The sequence below is a fragment of the candidate division WOR-3 bacterium genome, assembly GCA_016934535.1.
GTDB lineage: Bacteria > SDB-A > SDB-A > SDB-A > SDB-A > JAFGIG01.
The window spans coordinates 1-18,468 of record JAFGSQ010000031.1 but is presented as its reverse complement, the minus strand read 5'-3'; the positions used below and the strand labels follow the sequence as shown (position 1 = coordinate 18,468).

Below are 18,468 nucleotides of genomic sequence, written 5' to 3'. Positions count from 1 at the left end.
TTGTCCGGCGTTGAGAGAGAACTGGAGTCGCTGAAGGCGGAGACGGAGAAAGCGGGAGTTGAGAGAAATCTCATGGCGTCGGAGAACGCGGGCATGGAGATAAGACGTGAGGAACTGAAGGGTGTAGTGTCGGAATTGGAGGAGCGCCTTGAGTCTTTGAGTTCTGAAAAGGCGCGTTTCGAGTCGGATATTGCGATTTTGATGCAGGAGGCAGAGTCCGGAAATGCGGAGAAAGAGAGACTTGCGTCCGAGATCGAGAAACTCGTAAGCGAAAAATCCGATCTTTCAACAATCCTGTCGGACGAAATTGCTGAAAAAGAGAAATCGCTTTCCGAAATCGCCGAAAAATCCGAAAAATCTTCGACTCATCTGGAAGAGCTTTTATCTCGCATAAGCGAAATAGAGAGTGACAAAGGCAAGCTTGAAAAACTGAAAGAAGAACTTACCGGTGAAGTTTCGGATTTGAACGTGAAAATTGATGAACTCAGAAAAATGCAGAGCGAAGCAATTCTCGCTGAAGAAGAAAAAACCAGGCAGTTGTCGGATTTGGACGAAAAGATAAAACAAGGCATTTCCGAAAAAAGTGAAATCGAGATATCTTTGTCGGTCATGCAGGCGGATTTTGAAAACACGAAAAACTATCAGGAAGAAAAAATAAAGGAAATGAACGCCGTTGTCGAATCTTTGAACGATGAAAGACAGAATATTACAAACGAAATTGATTCTCTTAAAAAAGATCTGGTGAATATCAAATTCGAAAGAAATTCGATTCAGGAGATTATTCAAAGTGAAAATGAAAAACTGAACAATATCAAAAATGATATAGAAAACGAAGCGGGTAGACTGAGGGATCTTTCCCAGCAGGCTTTGAGAGACGAACAGATAAATGAAAGACTGAAGGAAAAAATAGAAAAAACGAAAAACGATTTTGTCGCCATGACAGAACAGTATAAGAGGCTGCTAACTGAAAAGAAAAATGAAGAAACTGCCGTCGCCGATGTAAGAGAGGAAAAAGCAAATCTCGAAAACCAGGCGTCAATGCTTTCCAGAGAGGTTGAAAACGCGAAAGAATTCATAAAAAACACCGAAATCAAACAGGCACAACTTTCAGAACAAAACAGGATACTTTCCGAAAAAGCCGAAACCATGAAAACTTACGTCGAAGAAATAGCAAAGAAAAGCGGATCAGTTACAAAAGACATGGCTTCATATCTTGAACAGATTAACAGCGTCAAATACGAGCAACAGGACATTGTGAACGCAATGAATTCCATATACGGTAAAATGGAAACTCTTTCAGGATACATGGAAATGTTCAAAAGAGAGAGAGCTTCGCTTACAGATGTTAAAAATTCCGTAGCAGATGACGTGACCGGAATTATGGAAGCTCTCAGGCAGATAAAAGCAGAGAACGAAAAAACGAAAAGGGAAAGCGAAGAGATTTGGGCGGAAACCAACAAACTGAGGAACAGATATCAATCTGAAAAAGAGTCTTTCCAGCTTGCGCAGAAAAATATGGCTGTAATGAAGGAGGAGCTTGATATTCTCGGAAAAAAGAAAAGATCCATGCTGGACGAACTGAACCTCGTGGAAAAGTCTGTAAATCAGGCAAAAGACAACAACACAAAACTCCTGTTCACGATATCCGAAAGCATGAACAGAAAAAAAGAGCTCGAAAAAGAAACTGAAGAAGCGATGAAGAGTCTCTCTCTTGTGAAAAGACAGCACGATCAACTGAACGCCCAAAAGAGCAAATATGAAAAAGAGTGTAAAGAAATCGCCGTCATGAAAAAAGACCTTGAAACGAGTATTTCTGCTGTTCAAACGGGCGACGCGAGGATTTTAGCTGATGAAATAAAAAAACAAGAGGATGTTATCGTTGACCTCAAGAACAGAAATTATTCATTGGAAACCGAACTTGCAATGTTGAAAAGGGACGGCGGCAATTTGAGAGAAGCTGAAAAAAGCAAAGAACATGCAACAATTTCATTCGGCGATGCCGATGCCGCTGAAGCTGACATAAACGCCTTGAAAACAAGGGCAGCTGAGCTAACGGAGATTATCGAAAATCTCGAAAATAAAAAGAGGGAATTGGAAAAAGATTTCGGTAAAACCAAAAAGGGTAAAAAAATAAAATCCGGTCAGGATGTTTTCATAGACGACGATGAGACAATAAATTTCAGTTTATGACTTTTATTTTTCTTTTTTTTACTATGCTTTCCAGTTTCAATTGGAGCTTGGTAAGGCTCAAATATAACGGAGGAGACTGGTATAACGATCCCTCGTGTCTTGAAAATCTCGCATTTCAATTCAACGAAAGATTTGATGCAAACGTCGATGTATATGAAAAATCCATGAACATAGCAGAAGCAGTGTCTACGAAAACTCCGTTCCTGTTTATGACAGGACACGGCGGACTGGATGTAACTGATGATGAAAAAAGACTGTTCAGACTGTATCTTGAAGAAGGCGGGTTCATATACATTGACGACGATTACGGATTCGATGGGTATGTCAGAAAGTTTATTTCGGAAACTTTTCCTGAGCTGACTTTCGAACAGGTCTCTTTGGAACACGTAATATACAATTGGCCTTATAATTTTCCGGACGGTCTTCCGAAAATCCATTTACACGACGGAAATTCTCCCGAAGGCTGGGGTATCGAAATTAACGGCAGACTGTCGCTGTTTTATACATACGAAAGCAATATTTCAGACGGATGGGCTGATTTCAGAGTTCATCGCGATCCCGAAAGCGCCAGAGAACAGGCGTTCAGAATGGGAATAAATATAATCTGTTACGCAATGACTCATTGAAAGGGCAGGAATGATAATCAGGTTAGATAAAAAAATAAAGATTCCCGAAGAATACTTGAAAAAAGCCAAAAAAGTTATAGACAAAGCTGAAGAAGAGTTCCCCGTCGAACTCACGTGGGATCTTGTTTCGGAAACCGTATATCTGTGGGAAAACACCAGGAACGCGACTTCAGTGGTTTCCAAAGACGTCTGGGAAAACGAAGAAAAAACAGGCGTCGTTTTCTGCATTGCTTCAAGCGATTGGGCCGGAATGTCCGAAGCCTGCGTGAGCGTAATTCATTCCCGAAAATTCAATATTACGAGGCTTCTGGCTTTTGTAATAGACGTTTCAGATAACGGAGCCCCTGAAAATATTGGATTGATAATACTATACATTAGGCCGGAAAACGAAGATCTCAAGAGAGCGCTTTTTGAAGAGAAAGACAACATTACGAGAACACTGAATTTTGCCTCATGGGGAATGACTGGAACAACTTCACTCGTCGCTTCAGAATCAGGAAAAGTTGAAATGATGGCCAAGGTCGTCCAGTATCTTGAGGAGAAGCTCAGGGACAGAGAGGATGTCAGGAAAAAGACAACTGCCCCGGAGGGTGAAATAGCAAAATTTTTTGCTAGCCGTTCGACCGAATATCTTAAAGAAAGAACCACAAAACAAATAGGCGAACAGATCCTGTTGAACTTTCATATCGTCAACAGGGTCAGAGAAACCCAAAAAGGCGAAGTCTTCGTCGAAAACATGACCACTAACAGGGAGGAGCTGACGTGCATAACGGCCGCAGCAAATCAGCAAAACATAACTCTGGACGACATTCTGACAAGAGTTGATCATTCGGTTCAAAAAGCCCAAAGAAAATTTGACAAAACTTTTATTACCAGAGACGGTATAAAAGTGATTAGGCTCGAGATAAGCAGTTCGGACGATCATTTTTATATAGGAGATGATCTGGAAAGACTGAGAAAGAATCTGAGTAAAGCCGTCAATAAATTTCCATCTGTAAACTTTATGAACTTTAAAAATTTTCTTGCCGGCGGCCAGGAGCACTATTCAAGAGCTGTGATACCGATACTTCTGAGAGAATACGGCGACACCCTCGTCTCGCAGATATATATAGCGCAGGTATTTTCCGACGAATTTTCCGTTCATTTCAAGATTGTAATAGTCAATTCGAAATCGTGCATGACCAAGGAATTTGAGATCAGTTTTATCGAGGAAATCGAGAAAATCCCCGGTTTTTTCGTGGCGAATTTCATTCCAGCCAAAAGTTACGGCGATATTTGCGTCTTCATGTTCGACCTTCAGTGCGACCTCGATGCGTTCATTTCTGAAGAAGAGGCATACAACAGACTGAAAGAGTATTTCGGAGAAACTTTCGACAACTATCGGGATTTCAACGAAGGTATGCAGAAAATGTTCGTCGTAAAACTTCTCGAAGTGAAAGAATCGCTAAAAGATTACGATCAGAATCTTGTTTCAGAGATTTATTTTTCCATGGAAGGATTTCACAGATTTGAGACCCCGACAGAAACGCTCGCTCTTGAGATAAAATCGGGAATTGAAGCCCTGAATGCCGCTAAAAATTCGATATCGAAAAAAGGAAGCATAATAAATGAGGTCAGGACAAACGGAAAGAAAAACGGTAAATCGATCATAGTTGCCATAGCAATGAAAGACAGAGAAATGCTGATGAACTGTATAGGAATTCTGCTTAGAAAATACGAAATTACTCTTTGCAAGGTAAACCAGGAACCTTATTACATTGTGGTCATGAACGTCGCTCTCAAGGGCGGATCATTTTCCGAAGAAGACACTCTGCTTGTCGAGCAGTTCTGCACCTAACCCCACCCCCAAATATTCTGCTCGATGATCAGTTCTGCACCTAACCCCACCCCCAAATATTCTGCTCGATGATCAGTTCTGCACCTGACCCGACTACCAAAGATTCTGCTCGTGAGCAGTCACCGGAACATTGAGGAAAAATATGTTTTAAGAAATATTCTTATGATATCAGCCGCTTTTTCTTTGGAGAGCCCGATTACCATGACCGAGAACACCGTGACAGGGTTTGAAAAAACCAATCCGGATTCATAAACGCGGCCGGTTATGGTGCCTGTTTTATGTGCAACGGGCCATTTGTCAGAAATGTACGCAGGTATTCTATCGTTTAGTTTTTGATCGAGCAATAAATCGATCATACCTTTTTTGGATCGTGCGTTTATTCCTTTTCCAAAATAAAGATTTCTGTAAAATCTGCAGATGTCTGAGGCGGTTGTGAGGTTGTCCACGCCGGATTCGTGCGCCGGCAAATCCATAATCTTTCTGATCACAGTTGTATTTTTCATTTCCCAATCGCTTAAGATATTATTAATATTTCGAACCGGCACGATTTCCATCAGCGCGCACGTTGCCTGATTGTCGGAGACCGTTATCATTTTCTCTATGAGTTCGAAAATCGTGTGTTTTCTGTTTTCAAGGGTATGTCCGGGAGAAAAGGTCTTTCCGTGGACGTAACTGTCGTACACCGTTTTTGGTGAAATAAAAGACGAAAGGGGGAGAGAACCTGTTTCATCCATCCGGAAAAGAGCCGCCATAACCGGAAGCTTCATAAGACTGGCGCTGTGAAGGATTTTGTTCTTATTGACGGACATAGTAATTTTTCCTGGAGGAGTTTCAAAAGAGTACGAAATTGATGCTTTGGGAATATCTTTATGACAGCGCAATAATTTTTCAACGGTCGACATCTCTCTCCACCCAGCTTATCGAGTCCTGTTTGATCTCAACCGTAAAACTGTCCAACATCATATTTCCAGATATTATTCTGACAGAATAAAAACCCGGGCAAACGGCGTCTATGAAAAAATTTTCTTTGATCTCAGGGTCGGACTCCGATCCTCCGCTATAGGTCTCCGCGAATATAAAAGGGGTTTCATTGAACCAGGGTTTGAAAATTCCGTATATTTTCGCGCCTTCAAGCGGTTCTCCGTTTCTCGTTATTGTTCCCGCCAGAGCTCCTGTCCCGGGTATGGGTCGAAGCCACACCGAAGGATTTACGGAAAAGGTTCCGGCGTTTGTTATAATTCGCGTCTCAAGATGCAGATGATCGTTCGTCGCTCTTCCAGTGTGTCCGACAAAACCTATGGTGTCTCCGCTCTTGAATACTTCTCCGGGTTTCAGCGGTGAGTGTCTGGAAAAATGGGTGTAGAGAAAAACCGCGCCGTGTTCGTTCTGATGGACAAAGTACCGCACGGTGATGAAATTTGCACCGTTGCCTGAAGTTCCTGAAGATACTACGATTCCGTCGGCACCGGCTACAACGGGTGTTTCTCCCGGATTGTTGTAATCGAGGCCTTTGTGGACTCTGAGATTTCCGCCGAAAGTTGAAGAATACAGATAGGTCTGATCCGGAAGGTTGTTGTAACCCGCCGGAAAAGGAAAGTCTATGAAAGGGTGAGGGTATTCTTTGAAAATGTTTGCCGGAAAACAATTAGCGTCGGTCATTGATCCTAAAGAATCTGCAAAAAGCCCCTCCGCGGTTCCGAAGAGCCATCGACCTTTGAATTTCTGTATGGATAAAACCGGATATGTTTTATAAGCTATTATTTTATCAAGTGTCCTGCGGTCGAAGATTTCAAGCCCTTCGTGCGTCCCGCAATAGACATAAGATGAATCCAGAAAAAAGCAGTTAATATAAAAAGATTCGTCAATAAAAATCCAGGATTTGCCGTCAAATATCCAGAGTCCGGAATCGGTCCCGATTGCAATAGTGTCGGAAAGGAAAGCGACGGTTTTGTTGTGTGAAAAAGAGTCCGGGAAAAGAAGGTCTTTTATTCCTGAAGAGGACAAAATAAAAACTCCCGACATGTTGGAAACTGCCATGTGTTTTCCGTCAGAGACCAGATCGATAGTGTAGGAAAACTTTCCATCGGTAAAAAATTCGATTTCAGCAGGGCTGTTTTCAAATATTTCGCATAGCCCGTCTGAAAATCCGGCGAAGAGTTTATTTCCGAATATTATCAGGGACGAACAGTATTGTCTTTGAGGTCCCATTGTTGAAAAACCCCATCTTTCGTTTGAATTTTCCCTGACGAACAACAGACCTGACCCGCAGGTGGCAAAAATGTATCCGCTGGAAAATTTCAAACCGTCTGTGAGGAAATAATCTTCGGTGCCGTGTATATTTGTAAGCCATTCGGGGGAAGATCCCTTCCACGCGCCGTCTTCCGCGGTTACGACGAGAAGAGTGTCGTCTCCAATACAGCGGACACTGACAATCCTCGAACCCTGAAAGAAAAGGGCGGCTGTAATTATCAATCGCGCTAAAAGCATGTTTACCTTCAATGATAGCACCTTGAGAAAAAGAGAGACACCGATTTTGTTTGAAGTCTTTATGCAATTCTGATACTATTTAATGATTTTCAGTCTCCTCAATTTTTGCAATAAGATAAGTTATTCATCGAAGCTTGAGAAGGAGGTCGGATGGCTCTTGATATAATCCAGAAAATTAAAGAGTCGGAAGAAAAGGCGGAAAAAATCGTTTCCGAAGCTCAGGTAAAAGCCGGAAAAACCGTACTCGACGCCGAAGACGACATAAAAAACGAACTGAAAAAGATTCAGAGCACTTATAAAAAGAGAATCGAAGAATCGCTCGCTGTTTCGGAATCGGAATCTCGGAAAATCATTCTTGAAATGACGAAAAAAAGCCGGGACGAAATCGAGCAAATCAATGTTTTGGCTGAAAAAAACAGTAAAAAAGCAGTCGAAAGAGTACTTGAAGAAACGGGATTTTGATTGAGCGTAGAACTCATGGCAAAAATAAGAGCCGTCGGCTCTTCTTCTGAAGAGGACGTTTTTTTAAAAAGGATTCAGTCGCTTGGATTGATTCAGATAGAGGAAGAGATATCGCGTGCAGTTAAAGAAGACCTCGGTGACTACAAAATTGACGGCGGAAATGAAAAAGACATAGAGCATACGCTGAATGAGATCAGGCACGCTGAGAATTTTCTCGAAAAGTACAGCGTTCCGAAAAGTTTCCTCGAAAGCGTAGTCGGAGGAAAACTTGTTCTCAAAACGAGAGAACTTCTCGAAATTGTCGGGGATTTCGATTACAAGACTGTGGTTGAAAGGGCCAAAAGCCTGGAAGAAGCAGCTTCCGATTTAAAAGAACGCGAAGAAAAAACCAAAGAGAATCTGGCGCTTTTCGAAACATGGACTCAACTCGATAAACCTGTCGAAGAAATACGTGACGGAACTTCCTGCGAAATTACGGCCGGCTGGATCCCGGCAAAATTCGAAAATCCGGACATTTCTCCGGGTGTTTGCCAGATAATACAGAAAAACGCCAAATCATGTTCCATTGTGGCTCTGTGGCTGAGGGAAGACAGAGAGCAGGCTTCGAAAAAAATGAAAGAGATGGAGTTCGAGAAAACCGATTTCGGCGGTTTTCGAGGAAAACCGGCGTTCATTGTGAAGGGGCTCGAAGATAATCTGGCGCAGATCGAAAAAGAGAAGACGGGATTTTTCGACGAAAGTAAAAAACTGGTCACACAGATTGAATCCCTGAGAATTGTCCACGATTACTATCAGAATCTTGAAAATCTAAAAAAAGCAAAGCAGAGTTTGTTTCACACCAGACACGCTTTCGTCCTCGAGGGATGGATAAAGCGTTCGGACATGCAAACGCTTGTCTCCGCGTCGTCTGAATTTTCTTCTGTGACCGTCGAGGAAATTGATCCCCAGGACTCTGAAAACCCGCCGGTTGCACTTAAGAACAGGAAATTGTTCAAGCCTTTCGAACTCGTCATTCAGCTTTACGGCATGCCTTCCTCTAAAAGCGTCGATCCGACCGTACTGCTCTCCCCCTGGTTTGTCCTGTTTTTTGCCCTTTGTCTCACCGACGCCGCTTACGGACTTATAATCTCTGCTTTTTCACTCGTTGCAATGACAAAATTAAAAAACAGCAAACTTCTGTGGATGCTTTTCTGGGGCGGCCTTGTGACAGTGGCGGCGGGGATACTGACGGGAGGTGTTTTTGGCGATCTTTTAAGGGAAGGAGATCAGGCTTACGTGAAAATCCCCGCACTGACCGGATTTTTTGGGAAACTGGTATGGTTCAATCCCATGGATCCCAATCCTTTGCCAGGTTCATCTTCGCCCCAAGCCATGATATTTTTCAGAATAGCCTTACTTCTGGGTATAGTTCAGATATATTTCGGAATGATGATAGGTTTTGTGTCGCTTTGGAAGGACAAAAAGAAAATTTCCGCGCTTCTCGATTACGGAGTCTGGCTGGTTCTTCTTTCGTCTCTCATAACCGCCCTTTTTTCATCTCAGATGTGCATTGATCTCAATCTTTTCGAGGGGAAGAGTTCTCCTCTGCCCGCCGGCACTGCTTTGCCGGCTCTTTCCGTTGCCGGTGTCATGGCTTTGCTCGTTTTGTTTTTCGGAGCACGCGATGAAAAAAACTGGGGCTTCAGGATATTTTTCGGATTTTTGAAGCTCATAGTTCTTTCGGGTATTTTTTCATACATGGGCGATGTAATGTCATACGTGAGGTTGATGGCTCTCGGAATGGTTTCAGCAGGCATTGGGATAGCGGTAAACACGGTGGCGTTTATGATAGCAGGCTTAAAAATCCCGGTACTCAATTGGGTTTTGTTTGCGGTGATATTTTTAGGCGGGCACATTTTTAATCTGGCGATAAGCGCTCTTGGAGCATTCGTTCATACGTTGAGGCTTCAATACGTCGAATTTTTTTCGAAGTTTTTTGAGGGAGGGGGAAAAGAGTTCAAACCTTTTTCAACTTCCGGAAAATTCATTGTTTTAAGGGATTGATTTAAAAAAGGAGGAAAGTCCCGATGACCGGTTTTATAAATTTTACTATGTCTTTGACCGCTCAAACCGCTGCTAACGGCGTCGGAATGGCTTTTGCTATAGCGGGAGCCGTTTTGGCCTCGGCGATGGCAGGTGTAGGATCGGCAATCGGTATAAATTATCCCGGAAGCGCTGCAGCGGCTGTATTGAGGGAAGACCCGGAAAAATTCGGGAATCTGTTTCTGCTCGTCGTCCTCCCCGGTACGCAGGGATTTTACGGACTCATTATAGCTCTTCTGGCTCTGCCCAAAATCGCAAACGTGTCCAGCGTGATGATGGGAGTTCAGATATTGATTGCTTGTCTCCCGATAGCGGTAACCGGACTGGTTTCGGCTATTTATCAGGGAAAAGTGTGTCTCGCCGGAGTTCACCTTGTTTCGAAAAGAGCCGATCAGGCGATGAAGGGCGTCATATACGCCGCCATGGTTGAGACGTATGCGGTTTTGGGACTTTTGACGAGTTTTCTTCTTCTCACGAGTATAAAGTAGGGTGTCAAATTGTCTGAAGAAAAGATATCACGTTCAATAATCGAAGAAGCCGAAAAAAAAGCCGAAATTCTTATGAACGAGGCATCGGAAAAAGCTCTTGAGATAAAAGAAAAAGGACAGCTGGAAATCGAGAAAGTGAAAAAATATCAGGAAGATATGATAAAACAGCTTTCAGAGCGCGAGAAAGAAAAACACGTTTCTCTCGCCCAGCTCGAAATAAGCCTGGAAAAGCTCAGCGCGAGAAGAAAAGCCATGGATCAGGTTTTCGAAGAAGTACTCCGGAAAACACTAATAAGAGACGAGGGGTACAAAGAGAGGCTTAAAAAAGCCATATTGTCCGGAGCTAAGTCGGGAAATGAAACCATACACGTATGTGCCGAAGACATGAAAATACTCGACGCCGCTTTTATTAAAAAGCTCAATGACGGGTTCCACGGAAAAGGCGGATTCAAAATTTCGACCGAACCCGTCAAAATTACTGGTGGAGCCGTTTTAAAAGAAGGAAAGGTCCTCACGGACGCTTCTTTTAAGACGATTCTCGACGAGGAAAGGTATTTTCTCGAAACGGAAATATCAAAAATGATATCGGAAACCGGTTCTTGAGAAAACAATTTTTCGAAGACGCGCCCGAAAACGGAAAATACAATTTTGCCGTCGCTCTCGCCAGGTGTTTCGAGAATTCTCTTCTCGACGGACCTCGTTACGATAGACTCATTGAAAGCGACAGCGTGACCACAGCGCTTAAAATACTTCACGACACGCCTTACGGGAGTTTTATCCAGTCGGCGGCAAGTGATTTTGAAACCGTTCTTTTGTCAAGAAAAAGGGAGGTCTTCAGCTTTTTCAAAGAACACTGTGTCAACGAACACGCCGGAAATTTCGTGTTTTTCCCTTACGATTATCACAACCTCAAAGCGGCCCTGAAAAGCCGTTTTTCAAGAATAAAAAATGAAGTCTATTCTGAATTCGGCTCAGTTCCTGTCCCGTCGTTCAGGAGCATAGCGAAAGAAGAACGCGGAGAAGACGAGACGATTGTTCTACCGCATCAGCTTGAAAAAGCTCTCGAATCGGCGCTCGAAAGCTATTATGCGTCCAAAGATCCGAGAGACATAGACTACGCCGTTGATAAAAACCTGTTTCTGAGCCTTTTGTCTTCCGCGGAGGGCTCAAAAAGCCTCTATCTGAAGGAACTTTTATCCCAGAGAGCTGACCTTATCAACACAGTCTCATTTCTAAGGCTTAAAAAACAGGGAGAGGACGGCCATGGCAAGCACGAGTATTTTGTTCCCGGCGGTAAAATCGACTGCAACGATTTTAAGGTCTGCCTCGGAAAACCTGTGGACGATTTCAAAGACCTTTTGGCTATGAGCGACTATTACGATGTAGTACCCGTCATAGACGCCGGCCCATTGGAAATGGAGAAAAAAGCGGAAGAGATCGAAAGGGATTTTCTCAAACAAGCCCGGTTTTTCCTAAACGGTTTTGAACCCCTCGTTTCTTTTTGCCTTTCGGCTGATATAGAAATTAAAAATCTGAGAAAAATATTCGTTTCAAAAATAAACAAAATCCCTTTCAGTAAATTCGGCAAAGGGATAACGGAGGTTGTTTAATGGAAGGTAAAATGGCGGTCATAGGAAAAATTGATCAAATACTTCCTTTCTCCGCCATTGGGATAGAGATATTTCCAGTTGAGAAGGCTGAAGAGGCAAAAAAAATTTTGATCTCTCTCGCGGAAAACAAATACGCACTCGTAATGATAACGGAAGACTTCGCGCTTGATCTGCTCGAGACGAGGATGAAATACTCGTCGGAGCCGGTGCCGGCGATAATTGCCGTACCCGGAGCCGAAGGCGTAACAGGCTCGACGCTTCAGCAGCTCAGAGAAACGCTGAAACACGCGGTCGGAGCCGACGTTTTATCGGACAAATAAAGGAGAAAAAAGTGAAAGAAGGCGTCGTATTAAAAGTTGCAGGACCGCTCGTCGTCGCGGAAAAAATGCAGGATTCAAAGATGTACGACGTGGTCAAAGTCGGAAAAATGAAGCTGATGGGCGAGATAATTGAACTAAAAAATGACAAAGCCTCAATTCAGGTTTATGAAGACACTGCGGGGCTCGGAGTGGGTGAACCCGTTTATCTGACGAATCAGCCGCTTTCCGTCGAATTGGGTCCCGGGCTTATTCAGACGATTTACGACGGTACACAGAGGCCTCTCGACAGGATTAAAGAAATCACTGGCAACATGATTACGAGGGGAATAGACGTACCGGCTCTCGACAAGGATAAAAAATGGAGTTTCGTTCCCAGGGCCAAAGAGGGTGAATCTGTCGAAGCAGGAGACGTCCTCGGCGAGGTTCAGGAAACTGTTCTCGTGTCTCACAAGATAATGGTCCCGCCTGGAGTAACAGGTAAGCTCAAATCCGTTAATAAGGGCGATTTCACGATCGAAGAAACTGTCGCCGTTATAGAAACGGAAGCTGGCGACAAAGATATTACGATGCTGCAGAGATGGCCGGTCAGAATTCCGAGACCTTTTAAAAAACAGCTCATGCCGACTGAACCTCTTTTGACGGGTCAAAGAGTGATTGACGCCCTGTTTCCCGTCGCAAAAGGCGGCACTGCTTGTATCCCCGGTCCTTTCGGCTCCGGGAAAACTGTAATTCAGCACCAGTTGGCAAAATGGTCTGACGCCGACATTGTCGTCTACATTGGCTGTGGAGAAAGAGGAAACGAGATGACTGACGTTTTACTTGAGTTCCCGGAACTCAAAGACCCCAGGTCTGGCGAACCGCTTATGATGAGGACCGTCCTCATAGCCAACACTTCGAACATGCCTGTGGCGGCGAGAGAAGCCTCGGTTTATACGGGAATAACAATCGCTGAGTATTTCAGGGACATGGGATATTCGGTCGCCCTGATGGCTGATTCCACTTCGAGATGGGCTGAAGCGATGAGGGAAATTTCGGGAAGACTGGAAGAGATGCCCGGAGACGAAGGCTACCCCGCGTATCTTTCGGCTAAAGTTGCTTCTTTCTACGAAAGGGCCGGCAAGACTGTATGTCTTGGAAAAGACGAAAGGGTAGGAGCCCTGACTGTCATAGGCGCGGTGTCTCCTCCCGGAGGAGACCTTTCAGATCCTGTCGTACAGGCTACGTTGAGAGTCGTAAAGGTTTTCTGGTCGCTCGAAGACAAACTCGCTTTTCAGAGGCATTTTCCCGCGATATCCTGGCTGAGATCGTATTCTCTCTACAACAGGGCATTGGAGGATTATTTCGACGAAAACGTTCACGAGGATTTCACCGCTTTGAAAAAAGAAGCCATTAAAATCCTCGAGGAAGAAGCCGAGCTCGAGGAAATTGCGAGACTCGTCGGTCTCGAATCACTATCGGCGCCCGACAGGCTCACAATGGAAGTGGCACGTTCAATACGCCAGGATTTTCTTTATCAGAACGCATTTCATGAAACCGACACATATACTTCGATTGTAAAACAGAGGCTTCTTCTTTCAGTCATTCTGTATCTCAACGAAAAATCAAAATGGGCGCTCGACAGAAAAGTTGAAATAACAAAACTTTTGAACATGAAAGTAATAGAAATTATTTCAAGGGCGAGATATTTAAAAGAGGACGACAACTCGAAGCTGGAAGCCATAAGAAAGGAAATTGACGAAGAAATAGAAGCTCTTTACGAATCTGCGTCATCCGGAGGTGGAATTTGAGAACGAGAACCGAATACAGGACAATAACTTCACTCTCCGGCCCGTTGGCTCTGGTTGAGGGAGTTCACGACGTCAAATATGAAGAACTCGTCGAGTTCAAACTGGGAAGCGGAGAAATCAGAAAAGGAAAAGTTCTAGAGGTTTACATGGACAAGGCGCTCGTTCAGGTTTTCGAAGGCACTTCCGGACTCGACACTGAAAAAACAAGCGCTTCTTTCAAGGGAAGAGGAATAGAGCTCGCTTTGTCGCCTGACATTCAGGGCAGGGTTTTCGACGGACTGGGAACGCCCAAAGACGGCGGCCCCTATGTCATCCCATCTTTGAGAAGAGACATAAACGGCGCTCCGATAAATCCTTTCGCGAGGGATTACCCGGACGAATTCATTCAGACGGGTATTTCTACAATAGACGGATTGAACACACTCGTAAGGGGGCAGAAACTGCCTATATTCTCCGGCAGCGGGCTTCCTCACAATGAAATGGCGGCTCAGATAGCGAGACAGGCAAGCGTTCTCGGAAAAGGTGAAGAGTTCGCCGTAGTTTTCGCCGCCATGGGAATCACTTACGAGGAATCCGAATTTTTCATTCAGGATTTCAGAAGGACGGGCGCGATTGACAGGGCGGTTCTTTTCATGAATCTCGCCGACGATCCCGCCGTCGAAAGGATAGCGACTCCCAGGAGCGCTTTGACAGCCGCGGAATATCTCGCGTTCGATCTCGACAAGCACGTTCTCGTCATAATGACAGACATGACGAATTACTGCGAAGCTCTGAGGGAAGTTTCAGCCGCGCGAAAGGAAATACCCGGCAGGAGGGGCTATCCCGGATACCTTTACACCGACCTCGCGACAATATACGAGAGAGCCGGCAGAATAAAAGGGTCGAAAGGATCAATAACCATGATACCTATCCTTACGATGCCTGAAGACGATAAGACCCATCCCATTCCAGACCTGACGGGATACATAACCGAGGGACAGATGATACTGAACAGGGCTCTTTACAGAAAAGGAGTAAATCCCCCGATAGATGCACAGCAGTCACTGTCGAGGCTGAAAGACAAAGGGATAGGAAAAGGAAAGACGAGAGAGGACCACGCCGACCTTTTCAATCAGCTTTACGCGGCATACACGAGGGGAAAAGACGCCGCCGAACTGGCCGTAATCCTCGGTGAAGCCGCTCTTTCCGAACTAGACAGAAAATATCTGAGATTCGCACAGCAGTTCGAAGACAAATACATATCCCAGGATTTCGACGACAACAGGACGATAGATTTCACTCTCAATCTCGGCTGGGAACTGCTGTCTGTGTTCCCGAAAATAGAACTGAGAAGAGTCAGGGAAGAGTTTATTGAAAAGTATTTCAAGGCGTCCAAAAGCACGGAGAACTGAATTTGATCCTCGAAGTAAATCCTACAAGACAGGAACTTCTCAAACTCAGAAGGCGGATTGTCATCGCCAGGAGGGGGCACAAACTGCTCAAGGACAAGCAGGACGAACTCATGAGGAGACTTCTTTCCATGATAGAGAACGTAAAAAGCCTCAGGATTAAGGTTGAAAAGCATCTGGCCGAAGCGATGATGGAATTTGCAATAGCGAAAGGCGGAGCGGAACCGGGATTTGTCGAAGCGGCAATTATGTTCCCGAAGAAAAAAGTTTCGATAGAAGTCGGAAGAAAACAGATAATGAACCTGAGGGTGCCGTCTTTTGCGAGAAAAGTCAGCGGCGACATAATCTGCTACGGACTTGCGCAGACCACTGTGGAACTTGACAACTCGCTCGATGCGCTCGACAATGTCACTGAAGAGCTTCTCGACCTCGCCGAAAAGGAAAAAACGGTCTCAATGTTAGCCGACGAAGTCGCCAAGACGAGAAGGCGGGTCAACACTCTCGAGTATGTACTCATACCCAACCTCGAAGAAACCATAAGCTACATAAGGCAGAAACTTGCGGAAATGGAACGCTCCAACCTCTCAAGACTGATGAAAGTCAAAGACATAATAAGAGAGAGATAATTTTCCGAAAGGAATGATGTTAACATGTCAGGGATTTATAAAAAATTCACTGAAAGGAAGAGAAGATGAAAAAGAATCTTTTTGCAATTTGCCTAACAGCTATTCTGGTGTTTATTTCACAACCTCTTTCAGCGGATTTCACGTATTGGACATACGGAAATAACCCTGGTAATTGTTTTGAGGGAGTATATTACAGCTCCGGGAATTTTATAACAGCCGGGACATATACGGGATTATCAAAGGATTTTTCATATTTTAAACTGAACTCTTCCGGACAAATTATTACTAACCAGTTTTATGGTGAAAATACTTTATATGAGGTCTGCAATTTCTTTACTAAAGAATACAATTCAAACACGTACATATTGGGTGGTGTCGCATCAAGCTTTTTGAATAATAAGAGCATATATGTTGTAAGAATCGACTCAGATGGCAACTTAATTTGTGAAAATTACATAACCGATAATGATCCAGGAGATGATGAGGAACCTGGCGCCGAATATTCTGAACCTGGCAATGACGAAGACGGATATTGCCTTTTGATAGGCACCAGAACTTTTGGTATGGCAAAAAATATATTTATTTATACCCTCAACTCCGATCTATCTGAGAGAATGTACACTCTTATCCCATCCGATGAAAATCAGGAAGCATTCGGTATAGAAAAAATAATGAATAATACCCTTGAAAACAACAGATACATTATCGTCGGTTCAAGCGATGGAAAACAATACATAATGGTGTTTAATTATTGCGAGGAAGAAAATTTTGAAGTTGAAACCGATGTTGTTCTATTCGATGGTTGTCTGAATCAGATCATTGAATCTCAGGAAGGGAAATCAGAGTATTTTTATTCATGCGGTTATTCGGAATCAGGCGGCAGGAAAAAGATGTTTTTAGTTAAATTTCAGATTGACCAATATAACAATATTGACACTCTTTGGTCTAGAACGATTGAACAGGACACTTTGTACAATGTAGTGGCGAATGATTTGTTCCAATACAATAATAGTTGTGTTTATACCGGTGGTGTTAAGAAGAGAATAAGCGATGGTGTTGAATTCCCTTATTTTTTCTATTTCGACAGATTCGGCAATAACCCACAGGAATATTTTTATCCTGGTTTACCTAACACCGGATTGAAGGGTTTGTTCTCGAACACGTTGATTTATTTCTGCGGTTATTCAGGAAACAGCGCATTGTTTGCAAGACAATATCCGATAACTATACCTGATAATATTGAGAATGCCGAAAACAACATAGTGATAATGGGTGAAAAGAGCAACTCTGCGTTTGAATGTTGTATTTCTAGCGGATTTATAACGCTTAATGACGGGTCAGCTTCAGTCCATTTTTCTTTGTCTTATGGAAGCAGTTGTATTCTGGATATTTTTAACATTACAGGAAGCAGAGTAAAGACAATACATGCTGGTCAATTAAGCGTTGGAGACAATTCAATTTCATTTACAACGAAAGATTTACCTAAAGGTATTTATTTTGCCAGAATCAGCACCGCTAATGCATCAAGAACATTAAAGTTTGTTTTAACCCAATAGAAAAAGGGAAGCTTTCAACTTCCCTTTTCGAGCTCTTCAATTCTGTCTTTAAATATCCGGTCCGGTTTCCTTAAATATATCTTTTTATACAGTACCAAGGCATCTTCTCTGAATGAATACTCTTTCGAAATAGTGTAATAAGCATATTTAATGTTGGCTTCCTGTTCTTCATTCGTACTTTTCTTCAGCAAACTGGACATAATTTTTTTTGTTTGATGCCTGTCGTTTATTGCTGAAAGTTTCATTTCTAGAAGACCTGTTTCGAAAATAACGTCTAGCCTTTTGATTTTTTTTGCTATTTCTTTCACTTCCCGGGTGCATAAGGTTGATTCAGCGAATTTTTTCAGAGAATACAAGGCTTTTGCTTTGTCCATTAAAACATAGCAAAGTCGATATTTATATGAAATCTTCCTAGATATTTTTTCGGCATTTGAAAAAAATTCAAGAGACTTTTTGTATTGCCTTTTTAATAGATATATCTCTCCGATGTTGTTGTAATACAATGATGTCTGAACTGCATCAACCGATTTCATAGCCTCCTCCAGGCATTCCATGTACCCCCGAAGAGCTTTTGTATAATTGCCCTTCTTTTCGTAAACCAGAGAAATGTAACCCTTTGATATCATAATTTCTCGATTGTTTTTTGACAGTACAGCGTATTTTTTCTGCAGTTTGAAATTTCCAAGAGCTATCATATAATTTCCCAAGCGGTAATTGGCAATACCAAGATTTGAGTGTATTGTGCATTTTACATAATTGTCGTTAATGGATTCAAACGATGATAATACGTGATTTAATATTTTTATCGCTGTTTGGTTATCATGTCTTTTCATTGCATTTAGTGATTGAGCTATAAGTATGGATCTAATGCCCGTTCTGTGCCCTGTTTCTTGATATATAGTTATTGATTTTTTAAAATAATTGTCGGCAAATTTAATTTTACCTAAATCTGTATGAAGAGTGCCTATCATCTCGTTGATTTTTGCAATTCTCAATTTATCTTTTAGTT

Annotated in this window: 16 protein-coding genes; 13 read left to right on the top strand and 3 right to left on the bottom strand. The window is 43.1% G+C overall.

Translation table 11 applies throughout. The features are described from left to right. The 3 genes from JXL83_05535 to JXL83_05525 all read left to right on the top strand — a co-directional run. Nucleotides 1-2,190 (top strand): hypothetical protein (locus tag JXL83_05535; GenBank protein MBN2363573.1); only part of this gene is annotated, 2,190 nt, incomplete at its 5' end. After that, a complete protein-coding gene (locus JXL83_05530; protein ID MBN2363572.1) occupies nucleotides 2,187-2,816 on the top strand; it encodes a DUF4159 domain-containing protein in 630 nt (209 codons plus the stop codon). The genes JXL83_05535 and JXL83_05530, both read left to right, overlap by 4 nt. A 10-nt stretch (nucleotides 2,817-2,826) precedes the next feature. Further along, nucleotides 2,827-4,653, top strand: coding sequence for a hypothetical protein (locus JXL83_05525; GenBank protein MBN2363571.1), 1,827 nt, complete (start codon nucleotides 2,827-2,829; stop codon nucleotides 4,651-4,653). 119 nt (nucleotides 4,654-4,772) lie between these two features. On the opposite strand, the gene JXL83_05520 is transcribed toward JXL83_05525, so the two are convergent. Both JXL83_05520 and JXL83_05515 read right to left on the bottom strand, forming a co-directional pair. Next, a complete protein-coding gene (locus JXL83_05520; protein MBN2363570.1) occupies nucleotides 4,773-5,462 on the bottom strand; it encodes a serine hydrolase in 690 nt (229 codons plus the stop codon). Between the two features lie 79 nt (nucleotides 5,463-5,541). After that, nucleotides 5,542-7,152: a M23 family metallopeptidase gene (locus JXL83_05515; GenBank protein MBN2363569.1), complete on the bottom strand. Its 1,611-nt coding sequence runs from the start codon at nucleotides 7,150-7,152 to the stop codon at nucleotides 5,542-5,544. Between the two features lie 138 nt (nucleotides 7,153-7,290). On the opposite strand from JXL83_05515, the gene JXL83_05510 reads away from it, so the two are divergent. The 10 genes from JXL83_05510 to JXL83_05465 all read left to right on the top strand — a co-directional run bounded on the left by JXL83_05510 (nucleotide 7,291) and on the right by JXL83_05465 (nucleotide 17,459). Further along, the gene (locus JXL83_05510) at nucleotides 7,291-7,602 is read left to right on the top strand and encodes a hypothetical protein (GenBank protein ID MBN2363568.1); all 312 of its coding nucleotides are present in this window, start codon (nucleotides 7,291-7,293) and stop codon (nucleotides 7,600-7,602) included. Nucleotides 7,603-7,617: 15 nt separating this feature from the next. After that, a complete protein-coding gene (locus JXL83_05505) occupies nucleotides 7,618-9,645 on the top strand; it encodes a V-type ATP synthase subunit I (GenBank protein MBN2363567.1) in 2,028 nt (675 codons plus the stop codon). Between the two features lie 47 nt (nucleotides 9,646-9,692). Continuing rightward, nucleotides 9,693-10,172: a V-type ATP synthase subunit K gene (locus tag JXL83_05500; GenBank protein ID MBN2363566.1), complete on the top strand. Its 480-nt coding sequence runs from the start codon at nucleotides 9,693-9,695 to the stop codon at nucleotides 10,170-10,172. A 9-nt stretch (nucleotides 10,173-10,181) separates the two neighbouring features. Continuing rightward, on the top strand, nucleotides 10,182-10,775 hold the full coding sequence (locus JXL83_05495; protein ID MBN2363565.1) for a V-type ATP synthase subunit E: 594 nt from the start codon (nucleotides 10,182-10,184) through the stop codon (nucleotides 10,773-10,775). Then, the gene (locus JXL83_05490; GenBank protein MBN2363564.1) at nucleotides 10,772-11,782 is read left to right on the top strand and encodes a V-type ATPase subunit; all 1,011 of its coding nucleotides are present in this window, start codon (nucleotides 10,772-10,774) and stop codon (nucleotides 11,780-11,782) included. The genes JXL83_05495 and JXL83_05490 overlap by 4 nt, the downstream gene beginning before the upstream one ends. Continuing rightward, the gene (locus JXL83_05485) at nucleotides 11,782-12,102 is read left to right on the top strand and encodes a V-type ATP synthase subunit F (protein ID MBN2363563.1); all 321 of its coding nucleotides are present in this window, start codon (nucleotides 11,782-11,784) and stop codon (nucleotides 12,100-12,102) included. The genes JXL83_05490 and JXL83_05485 overlap by 1 nt, the downstream gene beginning before the upstream one ends. Before the next feature lie 11 nt (nucleotides 12,103-12,113). After that, nucleotides 12,114-13,889 (top strand): V-type ATP synthase subunit A, encoded by a 1,776-nt coding sequence (locus tag JXL83_05480; protein ID MBN2363562.1) that lies wholly within the window; start codon nucleotides 12,114-12,116, stop codon nucleotides 13,887-13,889. Further along, on the top strand, nucleotides 13,886-15,280 hold the full coding sequence (locus JXL83_05475; protein ID MBN2363561.1) for a V-type ATP synthase subunit B: 1,395 nt from the start codon (nucleotides 13,886-13,888) through the stop codon (nucleotides 15,278-15,280). The genes JXL83_05480 and JXL83_05475 overlap by 4 nt, the downstream gene beginning before the upstream one ends. After that, nucleotides 15,277-15,903 carry a V-type ATP synthase subunit D gene (locus JXL83_05470; protein ID MBN2363560.1) on the top strand — a complete coding sequence of 209 codons (627 nt, stop codon included), beginning with the start codon at nucleotides 15,277-15,279 and terminating at the stop codon, nucleotides 15,901-15,903. Before JXL83_05475 ends, JXL83_05470 begins: the two co-directional genes overlap by 4 nt. Before the next feature lie 65 nt (nucleotides 15,904-15,968). Continuing rightward, nucleotides 15,969-17,459 (top strand): T9SS type A sorting domain-containing protein, encoded by a 1,491-nt coding sequence (locus JXL83_05465; GenBank protein MBN2363559.1) that lies wholly within the window; start codon nucleotides 15,969-15,971, stop codon nucleotides 17,457-17,459. Nucleotides 17,460-17,473: 14 nt separating this feature from the next. Here JXL83_05465 and JXL83_05460 read toward each other — a convergent pair. Then, on the bottom strand, nucleotides 17,474-18,468 hold a 995-nt coding region (locus tag JXL83_05460), incomplete at its 5' end, for a tetratricopeptide repeat protein (GenBank protein ID MBN2363558.1).